The sequence below is a fragment of the Streptomyces sp. F63 genome (assembly GCF_018070345.1).
In the GTDB taxonomy this organism is placed as follows: domain Bacteria; phylum Actinomycetota; class Actinomycetes; order Streptomycetales; family Streptomycetaceae; genus Streptomyces.
This window is the reverse complement of the sequence record NZ_JAGPXX010000020.1, coordinates 49,493-70,413: the sequence shown is the minus strand read 5'-3', so window position 1 is coordinate 70,413 and position 20,921 is coordinate 49,493. Positions and strand designations below refer to the sequence as shown.

Sequence of the window (20,921 nt, the reverse complement as noted above, 5' to 3'; positions counted from 1 at the left end):
TCGCCCAGGACGGGCGCCAGGCTGTCCCGGGCACCGGTGCCAGCCGTCGGACGTGGTCGATGACGGCCCGGAGTCCGCGTCGTATGACGCGCCGCGACGCCCGTTCACCCCGCGGCCGGGGCAACCACTTCAGAGGGACGGCCCGTGACGGACGATTCGTGGAACGGCCGGGTTGATCGATAGGGTGCCTGGTCACGACCCCGCCCCGTTCGATGCGCGGGCCGGTCAGGGCTCTGCCGCAGCCCGTGGCACCTCCACCGCCACGTCCACGTGACGTCCACGGCTGCCGTGCCGGTCCCTGCCCGCCCGGACTCCGGGATACGGGGGCGCTCCCCACGGCGGGGCACCGGGCCCCGGCCGGCCGGTCAGGAGGAACGAGTGGCACAGATCATCGCCGAGGTCTCACGGACGTTCAACGAGTTCCTGCTCCTGCCCAACCGGACGCGAACCGGCTGCTCGCCGGCGACGGTCGACCTGCGCACGCCCCTGGTCCGGCACATGGCGGGCGAGGCTCCGGCGATCGAGCTGCGGTCCCCGTTCACTTCCGCGATCATGCAGGCCGTCAGCACACCCGAGCTGGCGATCGCGCTCGCGCGCAACGGCGGTCTCAGCTTCCTGCACCACAACCAGCCCGTCGAGGACCAGGCCGCGGCGGTCCGGCAGGTGAAGGACTCCGGGGCCGGGCCCGTCAGGGACGATCAGCGCTTCCCGGACCGGCTCGTGGACGCCGCCGGACGCCTGCGGGTGGGGGCGGGCGTCAACACCCACGACTACCGGGAGCGCGTCCCGGCCCTGCTGGAGGCGGGCGCGGACGCGCTGTGCTTCGACTCGTCCGACGGCTACAGCGACTGGCAGGCGCAGGCTCTGTCCTGGGTGAAGAAGCACTACCCCGAAATCCCCGTCGGCGGCGGCAACGTGGTCGACGGCGAGGCGTTCACCTTTCTCGCCGAGGCGGGAGCGGACTTCGTCAAGGCCGGGGTGGGCGGCGGCTCCATCTGCATCACCCGCGACCAGAAGGGCATCGGGCGCGGTCAGGCCAGCGCCGTGCTGGACGTCGCGGCGGCCCGGGACGCCTTCCGCGAACGCACCGGCGCGTACGTGCCGGTCTGCTCCGACGGCGGGCTGGTGCACGACTACCACGTGGCGCTGGCACTGGCGATGGGCGCCGACTTCGTCATGATGGGCCGTTACTTCGCGCGCTTCGACCAGGCGGCCGGCGCGAAGCTGCCCACCCGTGACGGCTTCGTCAAGGAGTACTGGGGCGAGGGCTCCAACCGGGCCCGCAACTGGCAGCGTTACGGCCAGGGCGGCAGCCGGGGGCTGGTCTTCGAGGAAGGCGTGGACGGCTGTGTCCCCTACGCGGGCGACCTCGGCGAAGGACTCGCCCTGACCGTCGCCAAGCTGAAGACCACGATGGTCTCCTGCGGCTCGACCACCCTCCCGGAGTTCCGGTCCACGGCCCGGCTGACGCTCGTCTCGGACCAGAGCTTCCAGGAGAGCCACGCCAACGTCACCCTGCGGGAGACGGTCTCCTGACCGGGTCCTGACCGGGTCCTGACCGGTCCCGGGTGCCGCCATGAGGAAGGGCGGCCGACTGCGGCAGAGCCGTTCAGCGATTCCCCTCCGGCAGCAGCGCGGCGGCCACATCGTCCATGACCGACCGCCAGTGACGGCGGCGGTCCTCGCGCTCCGCCGCGCTCGTCAGGCGTTCCTGGTGGAAGCGGAGGACCGTCCTCTCCCCGCTGGGCGTGACGGTCATCTGCACCGTGCTGTCCCGTTCCGAGCCGGGGGGACGGTGGGTGAGGCGGATACGGGAGCCCTCGCGGTACCCGCGGACCTCGCCGGTGGTGCCGTCGCCGGTGCGGTAGGCCGAGCCGCGCTCGGGTGTGACCTCGGCGTCCCGGCCCAGCCACAGGGCCAGCCCCTCCGGCCCGGTGAGGAAGCGCCAGACGGCTCCGGGCGGCAGCGGCAGGGTCCTGGAGACGCCGATCTCGTATCCGGCGTCCTTGGTGAGTCCGGTGGGAGTGGAACGCGTCACGGGGAGTCCTCCTCGGCGCGGTCGCGGCGGGCGCGCAGGGCCCGGACCTTGTGACGGTTGCCGCAGCGCTCCATGGAGCACCAGCGGCGGCGGCCGGAACGGGACAGGTCCACGAAGACGAGCGGGCAGTCGCCGGCGCCGCACTCGCGGATGCGGCCGGCGTCGGGGCCGGTCAGCAGCTCGACCGCGTCGCGGGCTATGGACGAGAGAGCCTGGGCGCCAGTGACCGGCGGGTTCCAGGCGTGCGTCCGGTCCCGAGCGATGCGCGGCACGAGCGCCGGGCGCGCCGCCGCCCGGTTCACCTCGGCCACCTCACCGGCGGGCAGCGGGTCGCCCGCGATGACGGCGCGGGCCAGGCGCCACAGGGCGTCGCGGAGCCGGCGGCCCGCCGCCGCGTCGTCAGGGCCGGCCCGGACCTCGCCGGGGTCGAGGCCGAGACGGGAGACGGCCAGCCAGTCCGCCAGTTCCCGGGGACCGTGCAGCGCCTCGTAGCCGGAGAGCGGGCCCGGTCCGCCGGTGGTGAGGAATTCCAGGCAGAGGGCACCCGGGTCGAAGCGGAAACGGGCGCCGTCCCGCGCCTGAAGGACCAAACCGGTTGCCACCTCACTCATGTAACCAGTATATGTGGTTACGGCGGCGCAGGCCGGAGCCGGGGACAGCCGGAACCGGAGCCCCACCGGACCCGGGAGGACCGCATGGCCGTGCACTGGAAACTCGTCGTCGACTGCGCCGACCCGCTCCGCCTGGCCCGCTTCTGGGCCGGGGCCCTGGGCTACGCGCAGGAGGACAACAGCGCACTCATCGAGCGGCTGATCGCCTCGGGCACGGGCCTGGTCGGCGACGACGACTGGACGGTGGTCGACGGCCACAAGGCGTGGCGGACCCTCGCCGCCGTGCGCCACCCCGAGGACCCGGTGGACGGGAACACCGGCGCCGGGCTCGGCCGCCGGCTGCTCTTCCAGGCCGTCCCGGAGCCGAAGACGGTCAAGAACCGGCTCCACATCGACCTGCACTTCGCCCCCGGGCAGCGCGACGCGGAGGTGGCCCGGCTCCAAGGAATGGGCGCCACCGTGCGGCACACCGTGGACGAGCCCTCGGGAAGCTGGGTCGTCATGGCCGACCCCGAGGGCAATGAATTCTGCGTCAACTAGTGCCGCAACAGGCAGTGCTGGAAAGGCACATGCCCAGCCCATCGGCACTTATCCTTGCGACCATGACGGACCAGCCTCCAGAGCCCTCTCCGCGCCCTGCCTTATCAGGAGAGCTCCGCGCCTCTCACCACGACCGGGAAGCAGTCGTGGAGCGGTTGCGCGACGCGGCGGCCGAGGGGCGAATCGATCTCGATGAGCTGGATTCACGCCTGGAGCAGGCGCTGAAGTCCAAACTTCTCGCCGAGTTGGCCGTCCTGACCGCCGACTTGCCGAGGCCGGGCTCACCTGACAACCGGCCGCCGCTGGTGCTGAAGGGCGGCATGTCCGGCGCGTCCCGGGGCCCCGGGCGCTGGGAGGTACCCGGGCACGTGATCGCTCACGGAGGCGTGGGGGGTGTCAAGATTGACTTCACCCGGGTCGAGTGCCACCACACGGAGGTGGCAGTGGAGGCGTACGGGGAGACATCCGGTGTCACGATCGTCATCCCCGACGGCTGGGCCACGGAGACCAGCGGCATGGATCCCGGCACCGGCGGCCTGACGGACGAGACCACTCCCGACCGGCTCCCGGGGACTCCGCTGATCAGGCTCACCGGGTCCGGCGGCATGGCGGGGGTGGTCATCCGGCACCCCAACCACCGGGAACGGCGCAAGCTGCACAGCAATCCGGCCCAGGGTTAGGACACATGCCGAGGCGCTGATCAAAAGCTGAAACGGCCCTGGAATGGAGCAGGTGGGGTTGACCGTGGACATCGCCGTGGTGGACGGGCTCATCTATGAGGCCACTGGACAACGTTTGGACGTGTACCGGCCCGCAGCCGCTCCGGAGGGATCCCCGGTCGTGCTTCTCTGGCACGGGCGCGGTCCCGAGGAGCGAGCCGTTCTCGCGCCGCTTGCCCGGGCCGCGGCCTCACTGGGTGTTGTCTGCTTCGTCCCGGACTGGCGGCCGGACGCCCACGACGGCGGGCGCAGCCACCTCCGCGCATCCGCCGCGTTCGTCCGGCGGAACGCGGCCGATTTCGGCGGGGACAGCGGGCGGATCGCGCTCGCCGGCTGGTCCCTGGGCGCCAAGGCCGCGGTGGCCGCCGCTCTGGACCCGAGCGCACTCGGCGGCTGGAGACCTCGCGCCGTCGTCGGGATCGCCGGAAGCTACACCGGACCGGAACCACTGACAGCCCGCGCCCCGATCGACGCACTGGCACAGGCCGGGGAAACGCTGCCCGGTGTTCCCATACGGCTGATTCACGGAACGGCTGATCCGGTCGTGGACATTCAGCAGTCGCGTCGGCTCCGCACGGCGCTCGAGGAGCGGGGCCTGCCCACCTCGCTCGACGAACCCGGCACCGATCACGCCGGCGTGATCATGACCGAGTACGACCCCGAGTCCTGCCGCTGCCGACCCAGCAGCGCCGAACACGCCGTACGGGCCGGACACCTGACGGCGCGCCTCCTCGCCCACGCCGCCGGAATCGCACCTCGCGCCCGACAGACGGTGCACGGCCCGTCCGAGCACAACGCGTAGTGCCGGCCGGCCGTCTTTGCCGCCGCGTGCCTCCGGGCGGACGTCCCCCGCCGTCCCCGGTGTCTCCGCGCGAGCCCGTCAGCGCGCGGCGTTGTCCGTTCCTCCGGTGTGCGGTCGGTGCGGCCCGGCTCCGGCCAGGCCCTCGTGGACCAGGGAAAGGGTGCGCGCCAGCACCGTATCGGCGGGGGCCCCGCGGTCGGCGGCCGTCAGCGCGCCGTGCAGGAGTCCGCCGAGGAGGTCGGCGGTGAGGCCGGGGTCGGGAACACCCAGGTCCCGCACGGCGTCCCGGAGCGGGGCGGCCTGTTCGTGGTGGAGTTCCATGAGCCGTTCCCGGCAGGCGGGGTGCAGGTCGGAGGCCATCAGGGCGGCGGCCGGGCGGTGGGCGCCCTCCGCCCCGAGCCGGATCATGGTGGCGATGTACGCGTCGATACGGGCGGCCGGGCCGTCCGCCCCCGCGAGCGCCTCGGCCAGGGCCGCGTTGGCGCGCGGGAACGCCTCTTCGACGATGGTGGCCAGCAGGGCGGCGGCCGAGTCGAAGTACTGGTAGACGCTGGAGCGGGCCAGCCCGGCCCGGGCGCCGACCGCCGCCGGGGTGACGGCGGTGGCGCCCTCCGCGACCAGGATGTCCACCGCCGCCTCGATCAGCGCCTCCCGCTGGCGGGCGCGGTGCTCGGCGACGGTGGCGGCGCTGATCTTCGGCATTCCGGGGTCTCCAGAGCCGGGCGCGGGCGGCACCGGCGGATCAGGGGGGCGGGTCAGGTGGTCGTCAGGCGGCCGTCCAGCATCTCGTACACGCGGTCGGCGGCATCCAGTATCGCCGAGTCGTGGGTCACCATGACCGTGGCCGTCCCCCGCTCGTGCGTCTGCTCGGCGAGCAGCCGTACGGCTTCGGTGGAGCGGACGCGGTCCAGCGCCGAGGTGGGCTCGTCCACCAGCAGGACCGCCGGGGAGGTCATCAATGCCCGGGCGAGTCCGGCGCGTTGGCGTTCGCCGCCGGAGAGCTGGTGCGGCCGGGCCCCGGCACGGAGGGTCAGGCCGACCGCCTGGATCAGCTCGTCGGCGCGGGCCCGCGCCGCCGCGTCGAGGCGGCCGTCGATGTGGAGCGGCAGCAGGAGCTGTTCGCGGACGGTCAGCGAGGCCAGCAGGTTGGACTGCTGGAAGACGAAGCCGATGTGGCGGCGGCGGGCGGCGGTGCGTTCCTTGTCGCTCAGCGCGGTGAGCTCCGTGCCGGCGATCTCCACGGTGCCGGAGGTGGGCCGCTGGAGTCCTCCGGCCACGGCGAGCAGGCTGGACTTGCCCGAGCCGGAGGGGCCGACGACGGCGACGAACTCCCCGGGCCCGACGGTCAGTGAGACGCCGTCCAGGGCGGTGACGGCGGTGTCCCCGTCGCCGAGCGCGAGGGTGACGCCGGAGAGGCACAGGCCGGGCGTCCCGTCGTGCTCCCGGCGCTCCGGGGAGGCGGCGGCGTCCGGGGCGGTGGCGTTGGCGGCGGGGCCGGTGGCGGAGGTGGTCATCGGTGGGCTCCCAGCGCGGTGAGGGGGTCGACGGCGGTGATGCGGCGGATGGCGACGACGGCGCCCAGGGTGCCGAGGCCGATGAGCAGCCCGGCGGCGGTGGCGACGGCCGGGGCGGAGAGGGTGAACGGCGCCTTGCCGGTCATGGCGCTGCCGAGGGCCAGCCCCACGGCCGTGCCGGCTGCGGTGGCGCCGAGCAGCACGGCGACGACCTGCGCCAGGGCGTCGCGCAGGATGTAGCCGGTGGAGGCGCCGAGGGCCTTGAGCAGGGCGATCTCGGCCTTGCGCTGCACGGTCCACACGGTGAAGAAGGCGCCGACGACCAGGGCGGAGATGGCGTAGAGGAAGCCCTTGATGAGGGCCATGGTGCTGGACTCGGCGAGGTAGCCGGGCGAGGCGCCGTACGCCTTCTCCATGGTGTCGGCGCGGGTGCCGGTGGCCTGTTCGACGGCGGCGGTGTCCGCGCCGGGCTCCAGCGTGAGGGCGACGGCGGTGGCCTGGGCGCGGGCGGAGGCGGGGAGTTCGCCGGGGAGGCCGTAGTGCACGTGGCGCCAGGTGTCGAGGCTCGCGTAGACGACGCCGATGTGGCCGTAGGAGACCTTCTCGTCGACGGTGCCGGTGACGGTCAGCTCGATCCCGCTCTTGTCGACGGTGAGGACGTCGCCGACGCGGACGCCCTCGTCGGCGATCTCCTCGCTGATGACGATGCCGTTGCCGCCGTCCGCGAGCCCCTTGCCGGTGGCGGGCTCGGGGGCCAGGGCGGAGCCCGGCTCCATGCCGAAGACGGCGAGGTTGACGGAGGCGCCCTTCGCCGCGCCCTCGGTGACCTCGGCGTTGGCGAGGGCGTTGCCGAACGGCTCGGCGCGCTCGACGCCGGGCGCCTCGGCCCAGGCCCGCCAGTCCTCCCGCTCGATGGTGGAGCGGGAGAACTGCTCGCTGGTGGCCTTGGCGTCGAAGGCCATGTGGGTGGTGGGCAGGGCGCGGAGGCCGGAGATGCCGGCGTCGGCCAGCCCGGAGGCGAGGCCGGAGAGCAGGACGCCGAGGACGGCGATGAGCGCGACCACGGCGCCCATCAGGGCGAAGCGGCCGCGGGCGAACCGCAGGTCGCGGAGGGCGAGGAACACGGAGGACTCCCGGTGGGGGACACGGATGGCGCGGCGGCCGCCGCCCGGCCGCCCGGACGGCCCCGAAGCCCTGTCGCCCCCTGAGGCCCGTTGCCGCTGAGCACTCGGACACGGAGGCACGGGACCACCGGGCGCACCGGATACGGACTTTGCCGAACTTTGACGACACGCCTGTCGGCATCATAGCCGCTCTTCCCGACACCACTGTCGGCACCCTCGGCCCACGGAGCCGCCACAGGATGCGCCCGGCCGGAGCCGCCGGAGGCGGTGCACGGATACCGGGCGAGGCCGGGGAGCACGGGCGAGGCCCGGGGGACGTGAAGGACGGGCGTCCCGGCGGGCATCGTGGCCAGAGGGCTCTGAACGCCGAACACACGTGGTCCCGGGACGTGTACGAGCCCTCCCCCGCACCCCATGGGACATTCCGAGCCCCTTTCCCGCGGTGCGCGGCACGCCCAAGCAGCGGGCCGGGGCAATGGAGAAGCCGACAGCCTCCCCACCGTGATTCACTGCTGCCGGACGGTGACCCACGGCAGTGCGCCAATGACACGAGACGAAGGGAAGACGCCCGTGCCCCATGAGGTCGATGAGTCGTTCTTGGCGCTGCCGCTGCGCGCGCTCGCCGATGCCGCGCTGGCGCGAGCCCGCACGCTGGGCGCCGCGCACGCGGACTTCCGGCTGGAGCGGGTGCGCAGCGCCGCCTGGCGGCTGCGGGACGCCCGCCCGGCGGGATCCTCGGACACCACGGACCTGGGCTACGCGGTCCGGGTCGTGCACGGCGGGGCCTGGGGCTTCGCCTCCGGGGTCGACCTGACGACGGACGCCGCCGCCCGGGTCGCGGGCCAGGCCGTGGAGATGGCCAAGCTGTCGGCCCGGGTGATCGCGGCCGCCGGTTCGGACGAGCGGGTGGAGCTGGCCATCGAGCCGGTGTACGCCGACCGCACCTGGGTGTCGTCCTACGAGACCGATCCCTTCACCGTGCCGGACGCCGAGAAGACCGGGCTGCTCGCCGAGTGGAGCTCCCGGCTGCTGGCCGCCTCCTCCGTCGCCCACGCGGACGCCTCGCTCCTCACCGTCCACGAGAACAAGTTCTACGCGGACACCGCCGGCACCACGACCACCCAGCAGCGGATCAGGCTGCACCCGGAGCTGACGGCCGTCGCCGTGGACCCGGAGAGCGGCGAGTTCGAGTCGATGCGGACCGTCGCGCCGCCCGTCGGGCGCGGCTGGGAGTACCTCACCGGCGCGGGCGGCTGGGACTGGGACGCGGAGCTGGCCGGGATCCCGGAGCTGCTGGCCGAGAAGATGCGCGCGCCGAGCGTCGAGGCCGGCCGCTACGACCTGGTGGTGGATCCCACCAATCTCTGGCTCACCATCCATGAGTCGATCGGACATGCCACCGAGCTGGACCGCGCCCTCGGCTACGAGGCCGCGTACGCCGGCACCTCCTTCGCCACCTTCGACCAGCTCGGGCGTCTGCGCTACGGCTCGGAGCTGATGAACGTCACCGGCGACCGCACCGCCGAGCACGGCCTGGCGACCGTCGGCTACGACGACGAGGGCGTGGCGGCCCAGTCCTGGAACCTGGTGAAGGACGGCACGCTCGTCGGCTACCAGCTCGACCGCCGCATCGCGCGGCTCAGCGGCTTCGAGCGCTCCAACGGCTGCGCGTACGCGGACTCCCCCGCCCATGTGCCCGTCCAGCGGATGGCCAATGTGTCGCTGCGGCCCGCGCCGGACGGCCCGTCGACCGAGGAGCTGATCTCCGGGGTGGAGCGCGGCATCTACGTCGTCGGCGACCGTTCCTGGTCCATCGACATGCAGCGCTACAACTTCCAGTTCACGGGCCAGCGCTTCTTCCGGATCGAGAACGGGCGGCTCGCGGGCCAGCTCCGCGATGTCGCGTACCAGGCGACGACCACCGACTTCTGGGGCTCGATGAAGGCCGTCGGCGGCCCGGAGACATATCTCCTGTGCGGCGCGTTCAACTGCGGCAAGGCCCAGCCGGGGCAGGTCGCGGCCGTCTCGCACGGCTGCCCCTCGGCCCTTTTCGAACAGGTCACCATCCTCAACACCACGCAGGAGGCCGGTCAGTGAGCACGGTGAACCCCGCGAGCGGCAGGCCGCACGAGATCGTCGAGCGCGCGCTGGAGCTGTCCCGCGCCGACGGCTGCGTCGTCATCGCCGACGAGCACTCCGGCGCCAATCTGCGCTGGGCGGGCAACGCCCTGACGACCAACGGCGTCACCCGGGGCCGCACCCTCACCGTCATCGCCACCGTCGGCGGCGCGGAGGGCACCGCCTCCGGCGTGGTCTCGCGCTCCGCCGTCACGGCGGACGACCTGGAGCCGCTGGTACGGGCGGCGGAGGCGGCCGCGCGGGAGGCCGGCCCGGCCGAGGACGCCCAGCCGCTGGTCGAGGGGGTGCCACCGGCGCCGGAGTTCACCGAGCCCCCGGCCGAGACCTCCTCCGAGGTGTTCGCGGCCTTCGCCCCGGCGCTCGGGGAGTCCTTCGCGCGGGCCCGGGCCGGCGGCCGCGAGCTGTACGGCTTCGCCGCCCACAACCTCACCTCCAGCTACCTGGGCACCTCCACCGGTCTCCGGCTCCGCCACGACCAGCCCACCGGCACCCTCGAACTCAACGCCAAGTCCCCGGACCGCACCCGCTCCGCGTGGGCGGGCCGCCCCACCCGCGACTTCCGCGACGTCGACCCGCTCGCCCTGGACGCGGAGCTGGCGCGCCGGCTGGCCTGGGCGGAACGCCGCACCGAGCTGCCCGCCGGCCGCTACGAGACGCTGCTGCCGCCCACCGCCGTGGCCGATCTGCTGATCTACCAGCAGTGGTCCTCGACGGCCCGGGACGCGGCCGAGGGCCGCACCGTGTTCTCCCGGCCCGGCGGCGGCACCCGCGTCGGCGAGAAGCTGTCGGACCTGCCGCTCACGCTGCGCAGCGATCCCCGTGAACCCGGCCTCGAATCGGCCCCGTTCGTCCTCGCCCACTCCTCCGGCGACGACGCCTCCGTGTTCGACAACGGCCTGCCGCTGGAGCCCACCGAGTGGCTGCGGAACGGCGAGCTGAACCGGCTGATCACCACCCGGCACAGCGCGGGCCTCACCGGTCTGCCGCTCGCGCCGGGCATGGACAACCTCGTCCTCGACGCGGGCGGCGGCCGCTCCCTCGACGAGATGGTGGCGGCCTCCGGCCACGACGGGCCCTGTCTGCTGCTGACCTGCCTCTGGTACATCCGCGAGGTGGACCCGGCGACGCTGCTGCTCACCGGGCTGACCCGGGACGGCGTCTACCTCGTCGAGAAGGGGGAGGTGACCGCCGAGGTGAACAACTTCCGCTTCAACGAGTCGCCGGTCTCGCTGCTGGGCCGGGCCACCGAGGCGGGGATCACCGAGCGCACCCTCCCGCGGGAGTGGGGCGACTGGTTCACCCGGGCCGCCATGCCGGCCCTGCGCGTCCCGGACTTCCACATGAGCTCGGTCAGCCAGGGGGTGTGACACCGGGCCCCTCTAGACTGACCCCCGACCTCTCTCCCCTTCGATCCGCGGGAACGACACGATGACACGCCTCGGCGACTCCGTCACGCGCACCAGCGACCTGCTGGCGCAGGACCTCTCCTCCGACCAGGCCGTGGAGCGGCTGCTCACGGAGACGAAGGCCAGGCGCTATCTCGACCTGTCCGACCTGCCGGCGAAGGAGCAGGCGGAGCTGATCAGCTCCCGCTCGGTCGAGGTGCTGCCGGGGGTGGAGCAGCTCGCCGCGCGGATCGAGGAGCGCCGGGCGGAGGGCCGGGGCCTCCACATCAAGCTGGGCATCGACCCCACGGCGGCCGATGTGCACCTGGGGCACGCCGTGCCGGTGATCGTCCTCAGCCGCTTCCAGCGGATGGGCCACGACGTCACCCTGCTCATCGGGGACTTCACCGCCAAGATCGGCGACCCCTCGGGGCGTACGGCGGAGCGCCCGCCGCTCACGGACGAGGAGATCGCCGCCAACCTCGCCGGGTACCGGCAGCAGGTGCGGCCGTTCTTCGACTTCGAGAAGGTCCGCTTTCGGCAGAACAGCGAGTGGCTGTCGCCGTACACCTTCCCGGAGCTGCTGGAGCTGCTCTCCCAGGTGCCGGCCTCGCAGCTGCTCCAGCGGGAGGACTTCCGCAACCGGCTGGCCGCCGGCTCGGGCCTGACCATGTCGGAGCTGCTCTACCCGATCGCGCAGGCCCTGGACTCCGTCGCGCTGGACTGTGATGTGGAGGTGGGCGGCTCGGACCAGCTGCTGAATCTGCAGATGGGCCGGAAGCTGATGGAGCTGCGCGGGCAGCGGCCGCAGCTGGTGCTGACGATGCCGCTCATCGAGGGCACGGACGGCACCGGCGCCAAGATGTCCAAGTCCAAGGGCAACTACGTGGGCCTGACCGCGGCGCCCGACGACGTCTTCGGCAAGATCATGTCGGTGCCGGACCGGCTGATGGAGCCCTACCTCAAGGCGTGGACCGAGTGGACGGACGAGGAGATCGAGCTCGCCCTCGGCCGGGTCGCGGACCGCTCGCTGCACCCGATGGACCTCAAGAAGGTGCTGGCGGGTGAGGTGGTCGCGGCGCTGTACGGCGTGGAGGCGGCGATGGCCGCGCGGGCCGGCTTCACCGCGCAGTTCTCGCGGCGGAGTTTCTCGGACGTCGGGGAGCTGCCGGGGGTGGACGTGGCCGAGCACGGCACCGAGTCCGTGGCGGTGGTGCTGACGAAGGTGCTGGAGTTCACGCCCAGCGTCTCGGCCGCGCGGCGGATCGCCAAACAGAACGGGCTGCGGCTGGTGGTGGAGACCGAGAACGGCCAGAAGGCCGTCGTCCTGTCGGAGGCCGCGGCCGCCCGCCCGCTGGGTGAGGTGCTGGCCGAGTCGCTGTCCGGGGCCGGGGCCATCGGCGCCGCGGAGGTCTACCTCAAGGCGGGGCGGAAGCTCGCCCGGGTGACGGACGCCTGAACCCGGCGGCGGGCGGGGTGTGCCCGGTGCCCGGGCGGCGGATCCGGTACCCGGGCGGCGGATCCGGTGCCGGGCGGCGGCTGAGCCCGGGCGGCGGATCCGGTGCGCGGTTCCGTGCACCGGGCCGTCCGGCCGGGCGGGCGCCTCAGGCCCGTTCGCGGTAGCGCTTCGTCCCGCGCATCTTGGCCCAGAGCGGGGTGATCAGGGCGACGACCACGATGGCGCCGGCCAGCTGGAAGGCGTGCCGCCACCAGTCGATGCCGCTGGTCTCGTCCACTCCGGCCGCCCGGGCCAGGGCATTGCCGCCCAGTGCGCCGAGCATGCCGCAGATGACGGTCAGCCAGAGGGGGATGTTCTGCCTCCCGGGGAGGAGGCCCCGGGCGAGCACACCCAGGATCAGACCGACGACAATCGCCCACAACCAGCTCATGCTCTCCTCCTCGTACGGCGGTACGAACCCATACACCGCCAGTCTCCGCCCGGTTTCCCTACGCCGCATGTCGTATGGAGCGCTACGCGGCCCGGCGCAGTGCCGTACGGCGGGACGAGCCGGTACCCGGTGGGTGGCCCCGGGCCGTTCCGGCGTACCGTGGACAGAACGCCGGTCTCGGGGTGCCCGGCACGGACTCAGGTGGTGGAACGCGATGCGGAAGAAGAACGAGGCGCAGGTCTTCCGGATCACCGGGGCCCGCCAGGGGCTGGCGGAGGACGTGCGGGGGCGGCAGCGGCGCTATGTGATCTCGATGTCGGTGCGCACGGTCTCGGTGGTGCTCGCCGCGGTCCTCTGGAACGTGGAACGGCATGTCGCGGTGGTCGCGCTCGTGCTGGGCGTGCTGCTGCCGTACATCGCCGTGGTGATCGCCAACGGCGGCCGGGAGAACGCCGTTTCCCTGCCGTCCGCGCATCTGGCGGACCCGGTCCGGCCGGTGCTGGAGGGCAGGCCGGTGGGCGGCGGCCCGGAACCGGGGCCGGAATCCGGGCCGGGGCCCGCCGGTGCCCGGCAGGACCGGGAACCGGGCGGGGCGGGCTGAGCGGGAGGGCCCGCGGCGGCCGGTGCGACGGCCCGTCGAGCTCTGGAGAAGCCTCAAGAAAAGCTCAGATCAATCATGCGGTTCCGGTGCACCGGCGTGTGCCCGCCGTGCCATACTGCGTACGCGCTCCGCATCCCCCGTCGGGGCGACGGACCGACGCCGGGCGGCTCCCCCCGTGGCTGCCCGGCGTCGTCATGTCCGAACCGGGCATTCCTCTTCCGGTTCGCTCCGCGGAATACCGCTCCACCCCACCCGGCCACCCCACCCGGCGGCACCCCGTGTCCCCCGGCCTAGGCTGGTCCCGTGAACGCTCCCCAGGACCCTCCGCCCCTCCCGCGCACCGAGCCCTCCGGCGACGGCCCTCCCCCGTGCTCCGCCAAGGGCTGCCGGGCCCCGGCCGTCTGGGTGCTGGCCTGGAACAACCCGAAGCTGCACACCCCGGAGCGGCGCAAGACCTGGCTGGCCTGCGAGGAGCACCGCGAGCATCTGTCGTCGTTCCTCGGGGTCCGCGGCTTCCTCAAGGACGTGGTGGCGTTCGCCGACTGGGAGAGCCCCCGCGCGGACGGGCCCTCAGCCGCCGATCGCTGACATCGGGCGCTGCGGCTGCAGGAACGAGGGATCGTCCAGGCCCGAACCGGCCTTCTTGCCCCACATCGCCGTGCGCCACAGCCGGGCGATCTCCTCGTCCGGGGCCCCGGAGCGGAGGGCGCCGCGCAGATCCGACTCCTCCCGGGCGAACAGGCAGGTGCGCACCTGGCCGTCGGCGGTGAGCCGGGTGCGGTCGCAGGCCCGGCAGAACGGGCGCGTCACGGAGGCGATGACGCCGACGCGGGCGGGGCCGCCGTCCACCAGCCAGCGCTCGGCGGGCGCGGAGCCGCGCTCGCCCTCCTCCTCGGCGGTGAGGTGGAAGCGGCCGCGGAGGCTCGCCAGGATCTCTCCGGCCGTGATCATGCCGTCCCGGGTCCAGCCGTGCTGGGCGTCGAGCGGCATCTGCTCGATGAACCGGAGTTCGTAACCCCGTTCGACGGCCCAGGCGAGCAGCTCGGGCGCCTCGTCGTCGTTGAGGCCCGGCATCAGGACGGCGTTGACCTTGACGGGATCGAGGCCGGCGGCCCGGGCGGCCTCCAGACCACGGAGGACGTCCCGGTGGCGGTCGCGGCGCGTCATGGTGCGGAAGACCTCGGGGCGCAGCGTGTCGAGGGAGACGTTGACCCGGTCGAGACCGGCCTCGCGCAGGGCTCCGGCGGTGCGTTCCAGCCCGATGCCGTTGGTCGTGAGGGACATCCGGGGGCGGGGCTCCAGGGCGGCGCAGCGCTCGACGATCCCGGCCAGCCCCGGGCGGAGCAGCGGTTCGCCGCCGGTGAAGCGGACCTCTTCGACGCCGAGCGCGGTGACGGCGATGCCGATCAGCCGGACGATCTCGTCGTCCGTGAGCAGGTCCGGCTTGGCCAGCCACTGGAGGCCCTCTTCGGGCATGCAGTAGGTGCAGCGCAGATTGCAGCGATCGGTGAGGGAGACACGCAGGTCGGTGGCGACCCGTCCGAAGGTGTCGATGAGCATGAAGGCGGCCCCTCCCACGGATTCCTGCGGACGCGGAGCCGGGGCCGAGGCTCCGGGCTCCGTTCCGTGCAGGGTACGCGACTCCGGTGACAACCGAGCTGTCCACCGGGGCCGCGCACCCCGCCTCCGTGGTGGGGCCGCCCTCACCCTTGCGGGTGCGGTGCTGTGCGATCAGTGCGATCAGTGGGCGTGCGTACCGGTGAGGGAACGCACCTCCAGCTCCGCGTACTTGTCGATGTTCGGCTGCTCCTTGGAGAGCAGGGTGCCGATCCAGCCGAGCAGGAAGCCCAGCGGGATGGAGACCAGACCCGGGTTCGCCAGCGGGAACCAGTGGAAGTCCACCTCGGAGAACATCGAGGTGGGCTTGCCCGACACGACCGGCGAGAAGAGCACCAGCAGCACCGAGGACGCCAGACCACCGTAGATCGACCACAGCGCGCCCTGGGTGGTGAAGCGCTTCCAGAAGAGGCTGTAGAGGATGGTCGGGAGGTTGGCCGAGGCGGCGACCGCGAAGGCGAGCGCGACCAGGAAGGCCACGTTCAGGTCACGGGCGAAGACGCCGAGGAAGATGGCCGCGCCACCGATACCGATGGTCGACAGCCGGGCCGCGCGGACCTCCTCCTTCTCGGAGGCGTTGCCCTTGCGGATGACGTTGACGTACAGGTCGTGCGCGAAGGACGACGAGGACGCCAGGGTCAGGCCGGCGACCACCGCGAGGATGGTGGCGAAGGCCACCGCGGAGATGACCGCGAGCAGGATGGCGCCGCCCGCGGAGCCCGCGCCGCCACCGATCTCCTGCGCGAGGAGAGGTGCCGCCGTGTTGCCCGCCGCGTTCGACTCTATGATCGTTTCCTGCTTGAGCAGCGCCGCGGCGCCGAAGCCCAGGGCGATGGTCATCAGGTAGAAGCCGCCGATGATGCCGATGGCCCAGTTCACGGACTTCCGGGCGACCCGGGCGGTGGGCACCGTGTAGAAGCGGATCAGGATGTGCGGCAGACCGGCGGTGCCGAGCACGAGGGCGAGGCCGAGCGAGATGAAGTCGATCTTCGTCATCGAGCTGACGCCGTACTTGAGGCCGGGCTCCAGGAAGGCCGCGCCCTTACCGCTGTTCTCCGCCGCCGCGCCGAGCAGCGAGGAGATGTTCCAGTTGAACTTGAACATGACCAGCGCCGTGATCAGGAGCGTACCCGCGATCAGCAGCACCGCCTTGATCATCTGGACCCAGGTGGTGCCCTTCATGCCGCCGATGGCGACATAGAGGATCATCATGATGCCGACCAGGATCACGATCGAGACCTTGCCGGCCTCGGAGGTGATGCCGAGCAGGAGCGCCACCAGGGCGCCCGCGCCGGCCATCTGGGCGAGCAGGTAGAAGATCGAGACCACGATGGTGGAGACACCGGCCGCGGTGCGGACCGGACGCTGCCGCATCCGGAAGGCCAGCACGTCACCCATGGTGAACCGGCCGGAGTTGCGGAGCGGCTCGGCGACGAGCAGCAGCGCGATCAGCCAGGCGACGAGGAAGCCGATGGAGTACAGGAAGCCGTCGTATCCGAAGAGGGCGATGGCGCCCGCGATGCCCAGGAAGGACGCCGCCGACATGTAGTCGCCGGAGATCGCCAGGCCGTTCTGGAAACCGGTGAAGGAACGGCCGCCGGCGTAGAAGTCGGTGGCGTCCTTCGTCTGCCGGCCGGCCCAGATGGTGATGCCGAGGGTGGCGAGGACGAAGGTGACGAAGAGGCTGATGATCAGGACGCGGTGCTCACCCGCGTCACCGGCGGCCAGCACCGTGGCCGTGTCGAGGGAGAGAGTTCTCATGCCTGACCCTCCAGACGGGCCTTGATCGCGTCGGCCTTCGGGTCAAGCTTCGCCTCCGCGTGGCGGGAGTACCACCAGGCGATGAGGAAGGTGCTCACGAACTGCGCCACGCCGAGGACGAAGGCGACGTTGATGTTCCCAAGGAGCTTGGTGCCCATGAAGCCGCCCGCGTAGTTGGACAGCAGGACGTACAGGAAGTACCAGGTGATGAAGGCAATGGTCAGCGGGAAGGCGAAGGAGCGGTGTGCGTGACGCAGTTCGGCGAACTCGGCACTCTCCTGCGCTTCCCTGTACGCCACGGCGCCGAGCGCCGCTCTCTGCGTGTAGTCGTTCCCCTGGGGCGGGGGCGATGCGGTGTCCACGGGCTCTCCAGTGGGTGTAGCTGAGACGGAACGTTGGCACTGAGTGACAGATCACTCCGGCGCCGGACTCGGCATGTTAGGCGCGTTCTCAGCCATTCGAACAGAGGGTTGTCATTTCAATTTCGCATGATCTGCCGACGAGCGCTCTCACCAGCGGTGGATCACCTCATCGTTACCTGGCGAACACGCAGATCAGAGCCCTTTGCCCGCCTTGCGGCCGATGGCCGGACGGCGGTGTCCGGCCGTTCCGCCCTCCAGTTCCGGTCATTCTTGTGGCACGCGGGGTCACCAGGGCGAACGCGTCCGGCGGCTCCCGCGGGGGGCCGGCGCGGCAGAACCGAACACCTGGGGTTACCGAGCGTATACGGCGGTGATGGGCGCGGGCGGCGAGCGGACCGCCCGCGCGGCCCCGGACCCGGGGCCGTCCGGACGGGCAGCCTTCTTGGCCCGGCCGGTCCAATCGGCAGCGAAAGCCCGACTTTCCGTCAGATTCAATTGATCAGGTCGGCTGTTCGGCGCTAGCTTCCGCTGTCATGCACCCGTCCACACGCGACCCGCGTGCGGACGGACTCACGGATGATGTGGAGAACCCATGGTTCATCTCCGCTCCAGACGCTCGCGCGCTCTCGCCCTGCCCCTCGGGCTCGCGCTGGCGGCGTCTGTCGGAATCCTGCCCGGTGCCGCTTCCGCCGCCCCGCACCGGGCGCCGGCGAAGGCCGCGGCCCCGGAGGGCCCGCTGCTCTCGTACGTGGTGAACACCGCCCCCGGCCGGCGCGCCGCCGCCCGGGTGGAACGGGCCGTCACCCGGGCCGGCGGAACGGTCGTCGCCGGCCACGACCGGATCGGTGTGATCGTCGCCCACGCCACGGACCCGGAGTTCGGCGCGACCCTGCGCGCCGTCGAGGGAGTCCACTCGGCCGGCGCCACCCGCACCGCGCCGCTCCAGTCCGCCGCCACCACCGAGGTCGGCCGGCCCGAGAAGGTCGGCGAGCCCGCGGCCCCGCTCCGCCGCGCGGCCGCCGGCGAGGGCCGGGAGCCGCTGGAGTCCCTGCAGTGGGACATCCCGGCCATCAAGGCGGACCGTGCGGCCGAGGTCAACCCGGGCAGCCGCGCGGTGACCGTCGCGGTGATCGACACCGGGGTGGACGACACCCACCCCGACCTGGCGCCCAACTTCTCCCGCCGCCAGTCGGCGAACTGCGTCGGGGGCGTCCCGGACACCAGCCCCGGCGCCTGGCGCCCGTACACCGCCGACGACTACCACGGCACGCACGTCGCCGGCTCGATCGCCGCCGCGCGCAACGGCATCGGTGTCGCCGGGGTGGCGCCGAACGTCCGGGTCTCCTCGATCAAGGTGAGCGAGCCCGGCACCAGCCTGTTCTTCGCCGAGGCGGTGGTGTGTGCGTTCGTCTTCGCCGCCGACCACGGCGTCGAGGTCACCAACAACAGCTACTACGTGGACCCGTGGCTGTTCGCCTGCGCGGACCAGCCGGACCAGAAGGCCATCCGCGAGGCGGTCGGCCGGGCGGCGGCGTACGCGCAGCGCAAGGGAGCGGTGAACGTCGCCTCGGCGGGCAATTCGAACATGGACCTCGCCGCGGACTCCCTCACCGACGACTCCAGCCCGAACGACACCACCCCGGTCGAGCGGGAGATCGACCCGGGTGAGTGCTGGGACATCCCGGCCCAGCTGCCCGGTGTCGTCACCGTCGCCGCGACCGGTGTCCGCTCCCTGAAGTCGTACTACTCCAACTACGGTCTCGGCCAGATCGACGTCGCGGCCCCGGGCGGCGACAAGTACCAGGTGCCCGAGCTGCCCGCGAAGGACGGCCGGATCCTCTCCACCATGCCGGAGGGCGACTACGCCTATCTGCAGGGGACGTCGATGGCCGGCCCGCATGTCGCCGGGGTGGCCGCGCTGGCGATGAGCGCACGTCCGGACGCGAGCCCGCAGGAGGTGCAGTGGCTGCTCAAGGCCGGTGCCGACAACCCGGGTTGCCCCTCGGAGCCGTACGATCCGGACGGTGACGGCAAGATCAGCGCCGAGTGCGAGGGCACCGAACACGTCAACAGTTTCTACGGCTTCGGCATCGTCGACGCCCTCGACGCGGTAAAGAAGTGATGCGGCACACGGGTCGCCCTTCCCGTATCCGGCGCACCGCCGGCACCCGCCGTTCCGACCGTCCTGTTCTTTCCGACGAAGTGGAGACCTCATGACCATGACGCCGCTGTCCGCACGGTCGCGCCGTGCCGTGGCCATACCGGCGGGCATGGCCCTGGCCGCCGCACTCGCCGTGCTGCCCGGGTCGGCGAGCGCCGCCGCGGCCGACGCCGGTGCGGAAGCCGCCGCGCCGGCCGCCGCCGGGGGCGAGTCCCTGAGCTACGTCGTCAACGTCCGCCCGGGGAAGGGCACGAGCACGAAGGTCGGCAAGGCGATCGCCAGGGCGGGCGGCACCGTCGTCCAGGCGTACGACAAGATCGGTGTGATCGTCGTCCACGCCTCCGACCCCGGCTTCGCCGAGAGGATCCGTGCCGTGAAGGGCGTCCAGTCGGCCGGTGCCACCCGCACCGCGCCGCTGCCCTCGGCCGCCACCACGGACGTGGGCGCCCCGCAGGAGCTGACGCCCCGCCAGATGAAGGCCGCGGAGGCCACGGCGGAGGAGGACGAGGACCCGCTCCAGCCGCTCCAGTGGGACCTGCCCGCCATCAAGGCGGACCGGGCCCACGAGGTCTCGCTCGGCAGCGACAAGGTGACCGTCGCCGTGATCGACACCGGGGTGGACGACACCCACCCGGACCTGGCACCCAACTTCGACCGCGAGGCCTCCGTCAACTGCGTGGCCGGCAAGCCCGACACCAGCGACGGGGCCTGGCGTCCGGGCGAGGGCGAGAGCCCGCACGGGACGCACGTCGCGGGAGAGATCGCCGCCGCGAAGAACGGCGTCGGCGTGACCGGCGTCGCCCCGGGCGTCAAGGTCTCCGGCATCAAGGTGTCGACCGCGGACGGCTGGTTCTACACGGAGGCCGTCGTCTGCGGCTTCATGTGGGCGGCCGAACACGGCGTCGACGTGACCAACAACAGCTACTACGTCGACCCGTGGATGTTCAACTGCACGGACGACCCCGACCAGAAGGCGCTGGTGGAGGCCCTCACCCGGGCCACCCGCTACGCGGAGCGCAAGGGCGCGGTCAACGTCGCCGCGGCCGGCAACTCCAACTTCGACCTGGCGTCCGACTCCATCATCGACGCCTCCAGCCCGAACGACTCCACTCCGGTCGAGCGCGACATCGACCCGAGCGTGTGCCCGGACATCCCGACCCAGCTCCCCGGCGTGGTGACCGTCTCCGCCACCGGGGCCAAGGGCCTCAAGTCCTCGTTCTCCAACTACGGCAAGGGGGTCATCGACATCGCGGCCCCGGGCGGTGACAGCACCGCCTACCAGCCGCCGGAGGCCCCGGCGACCAGCGGGCTGATCCTCGGCCCGCTGCCGGGCGACCGCTACGGCTACATGGCCGGTACGTCCATGGCCTCGCCGCATGTCGCGGGTGTCGCGGCGCTGATCAAGAGCAAGCGCCCGTGGGCGTCGCCGCGCATGGTCAAGGCCCTGCTCAAGGTCCAGGCGGACCGCAAGGCCTGCACCAACCCGTACGACATCAACGGCGACGGCGAGGCCGACGCGGTCTGCGAAGGCGGCCGGTACGGCAACGGCTTCTACGGGGCCGGGCTCACCGACGCCCTGGACGCGGTGAAGCGCTGACCCCCTGAGGGGAGTTCAGCACCGGAGGGCCGGGCGGTCACCACCGCCCGGCCCTCCGGCC

General features: G+C 72.5%; 20 protein-coding genes. 11 read left to right on the top strand and 9 right to left on the bottom strand.

Annotated features, from left to right (window positions below):
• The first annotated feature begins 378 nt into the window (after nt 1-378).
• Complete coding sequence (locus tag KBZ10_RS19870) at nt 379-1,536, top strand: IMP dehydrogenase (RefSeq protein WP_210989010.1); 1,158 nt, start codon at nt 379-381, stop codon at nt 1,534-1,536.
• Between the two features lie 73 nt (nt 1,537-1,609).
• Here KBZ10_RS19870 and KBZ10_RS19865 read toward each other — a convergent pair whose 3' ends face one another.
• On the bottom strand, nt 1,610-2,038 hold the full coding sequence (locus KBZ10_RS19865) for an SRPBCC domain-containing protein (RefSeq protein WP_307847521.1): 429 nt from the start codon (nt 2,036-2,038) through the stop codon (nt 1,610-1,612).
• Nucleotides 2,035-2,649, bottom strand: coding sequence for an ABATE domain-containing protein (locus tag KBZ10_RS19860; RefSeq protein WP_210989008.1), 615 nt, complete (start codon nt 2,647-2,649; stop codon nt 2,035-2,037). Before KBZ10_RS19860 ends, KBZ10_RS19865 begins: the two co-directional genes overlap by 4 nt.
• 84 nt (nt 2,650-2,733) lie before the next feature.
• Between KBZ10_RS19860 and KBZ10_RS19855 the strand changes: the two genes are divergently transcribed.
• From KBZ10_RS19855 to KBZ10_RS19845, 3 genes are all read left to right on the top strand, one after another.
• Nucleotides 2,734-3,189, top strand: a complete 456-nt coding sequence (locus KBZ10_RS19855) for a VOC family protein (RefSeq protein WP_210989007.1) — start codon at nt 2,734-2,736, stop codon at nt 3,187-3,189.
• Nucleotides 3,190-3,251: 62 nt separating this feature from the next.
• Complete coding sequence (locus KBZ10_RS19850) at nt 3,252-3,869, top strand: DUF1707 domain-containing protein (RefSeq protein WP_210989006.1); 618 nt, start codon at nt 3,252-3,254, stop codon at nt 3,867-3,869.
• 52 nt (nt 3,870-3,921) lie between these two features.
• Nucleotides 3,922-4,710 (top strand): alpha/beta hydrolase, encoded by a 789-nt coding sequence (locus KBZ10_RS19845; RefSeq protein WP_307847520.1) that lies wholly within the window; start codon nt 3,922-3,924, stop codon nt 4,708-4,710.
• A gap of 78 nt (nt 4,711-4,788) precedes the next feature.
• On the opposite strand, the gene KBZ10_RS19840 is transcribed toward KBZ10_RS19845, so the two are convergent.
• From KBZ10_RS19840 to KBZ10_RS19830, 3 genes are read right to left on the bottom strand one after another with little or no spacing between them, the layout of a single operon-like run.
• Complete coding sequence (locus tag KBZ10_RS19840) at nt 4,789-5,412, bottom strand: TetR/AcrR family transcriptional regulator (RefSeq protein WP_210989004.1); 624 nt, start codon at nt 5,410-5,412, stop codon at nt 4,789-4,791.
• A 53-nt stretch (nt 5,413-5,465) separates the two neighbouring features.
• A complete protein-coding gene (locus KBZ10_RS19835) occupies nt 5,466-6,224 on the bottom strand; it encodes an ABC transporter ATP-binding protein (RefSeq protein ID WP_210989003.1) in 759 nt (252 codons plus the stop codon).
• Complete coding sequence (locus tag KBZ10_RS19830; RefSeq protein ID WP_210989002.1) at nt 6,221-7,348, bottom strand: ABC transporter permease; 1,128 nt, start codon at nt 7,346-7,348, stop codon at nt 6,221-6,223. The genes KBZ10_RS19835 and KBZ10_RS19830 overlap by 4 nt, the downstream gene beginning before the upstream one ends.
• A gap of 570 nt (nt 7,349-7,918) precedes the next feature.
• Between KBZ10_RS19830 and KBZ10_RS19825 the strand changes: the two genes are divergently transcribed.
• From KBZ10_RS19825 to tyrS, 3 genes are all read left to right on the top strand, one after another.
• A complete protein-coding gene (locus KBZ10_RS19825; protein ID WP_210989001.1) occupies nt 7,919-9,445 on the top strand; it encodes a TldD/PmbA family protein in 1,527 nt (508 codons plus the stop codon).
• Between the two features lie 5 nt (nt 9,446-9,450).
• Nucleotides 9,451-10,854 carry a metallopeptidase TldD-related protein gene (locus KBZ10_RS19820; RefSeq protein ID WP_210989055.1) on the top strand — a complete coding sequence of 468 codons (1,404 nt, stop codon included), beginning with the start codon at nt 9,451-9,453 and terminating at the stop codon, nt 10,852-10,854.
• 61 nt (nt 10,855-10,915) lie between these two features.
• Nucleotides 10,916-12,331, top strand: a complete 1,416-nt coding sequence (gene tyrS, locus KBZ10_RS19815) for a tyrosine--tRNA ligase (RefSeq protein ID WP_210989000.1) — start codon at nt 10,916-10,918, stop codon at nt 12,329-12,331.
• 145 nt (nt 12,332-12,476) lie between these two features.
• Here the strand turns inward: tyrS and KBZ10_RS19810 are convergent, their stop codons facing one another.
• On the bottom strand, nt 12,477-12,761 hold the full coding sequence (locus tag KBZ10_RS19810) for a GlsB/YeaQ/YmgE family stress response membrane protein (RefSeq protein ID WP_210988999.1): 285 nt from the start codon (nt 12,759-12,761) through the stop codon (nt 12,477-12,479).
• A gap of 214 nt (nt 12,762-12,975) precedes the next feature.
• Between KBZ10_RS19810 and KBZ10_RS19805 the strand changes: the two genes are divergently transcribed.
• Entirely contained in the window at nt 12,976-13,362 is a 387-nt protein-coding gene (locus KBZ10_RS19805; RefSeq protein WP_210988998.1) for a DUF3099 domain-containing protein, read from the top strand.
• Between the two features lie 303 nt (nt 13,363-13,665).
• Entirely contained in the window at nt 13,666-13,950 is a 285-nt protein-coding gene (locus KBZ10_RS19800; RefSeq protein WP_307847519.1) for a hypothetical protein, read from the top strand.
• Here KBZ10_RS19800 and moaA read toward each other — a convergent pair.
• The 3 genes from moaA to KBZ10_RS19785 all read right to left on the bottom strand — a co-directional run bounded on the left by moaA (nt 13,933) and on the right by KBZ10_RS19785 (nt 17,102).
• Nucleotides 13,933-14,922 (bottom strand): GTP 3',8-cyclase MoaA, encoded by a 990-nt coding sequence (moaA, locus tag KBZ10_RS19795; protein WP_210988997.1) that lies wholly within the window; start codon nt 14,920-14,922, stop codon nt 13,933-13,935. The genes KBZ10_RS19800 and moaA overlap by 18 nt on opposite strands.
• Nucleotides 14,923-15,102: 180 nt before the next feature.
• A complete protein-coding gene (locus KBZ10_RS19790) occupies nt 15,103-16,740 on the bottom strand; it encodes a cation acetate symporter (RefSeq protein WP_210988996.1) in 1,638 nt (545 codons plus the stop codon).
• Nucleotides 16,737-17,102 (bottom strand): DUF485 domain-containing protein, encoded by a 366-nt coding sequence (locus KBZ10_RS19785; RefSeq protein WP_374223376.1) that lies wholly within the window; start codon nt 17,100-17,102, stop codon nt 16,737-16,739. Before KBZ10_RS19785 ends, KBZ10_RS19790 begins: the two co-directional genes overlap by 4 nt.
• A gap of 592 nt (nt 17,103-17,694) precedes the next feature.
• Here KBZ10_RS19785 and KBZ10_RS19780 point away from each other — a divergent pair.
• Nucleotides 17,695-19,224, top strand: a complete 1,530-nt coding sequence (locus tag KBZ10_RS19780) for a S8 family serine peptidase (protein ID WP_210988995.1) — start codon at nt 17,695-17,697, stop codon at nt 19,222-19,224.
• Nucleotides 19,225-19,321: 97 nt separating this feature from the next.
• Nucleotides 19,322-20,860, top strand: a complete 1,539-nt coding sequence (locus KBZ10_RS19775; RefSeq protein ID WP_210989052.1) for a S8 family serine peptidase — start codon at nt 19,322-19,324, stop codon at nt 20,858-20,860.
• Nucleotides 20,861-20,921 lie beyond the last annotated feature (61 nt).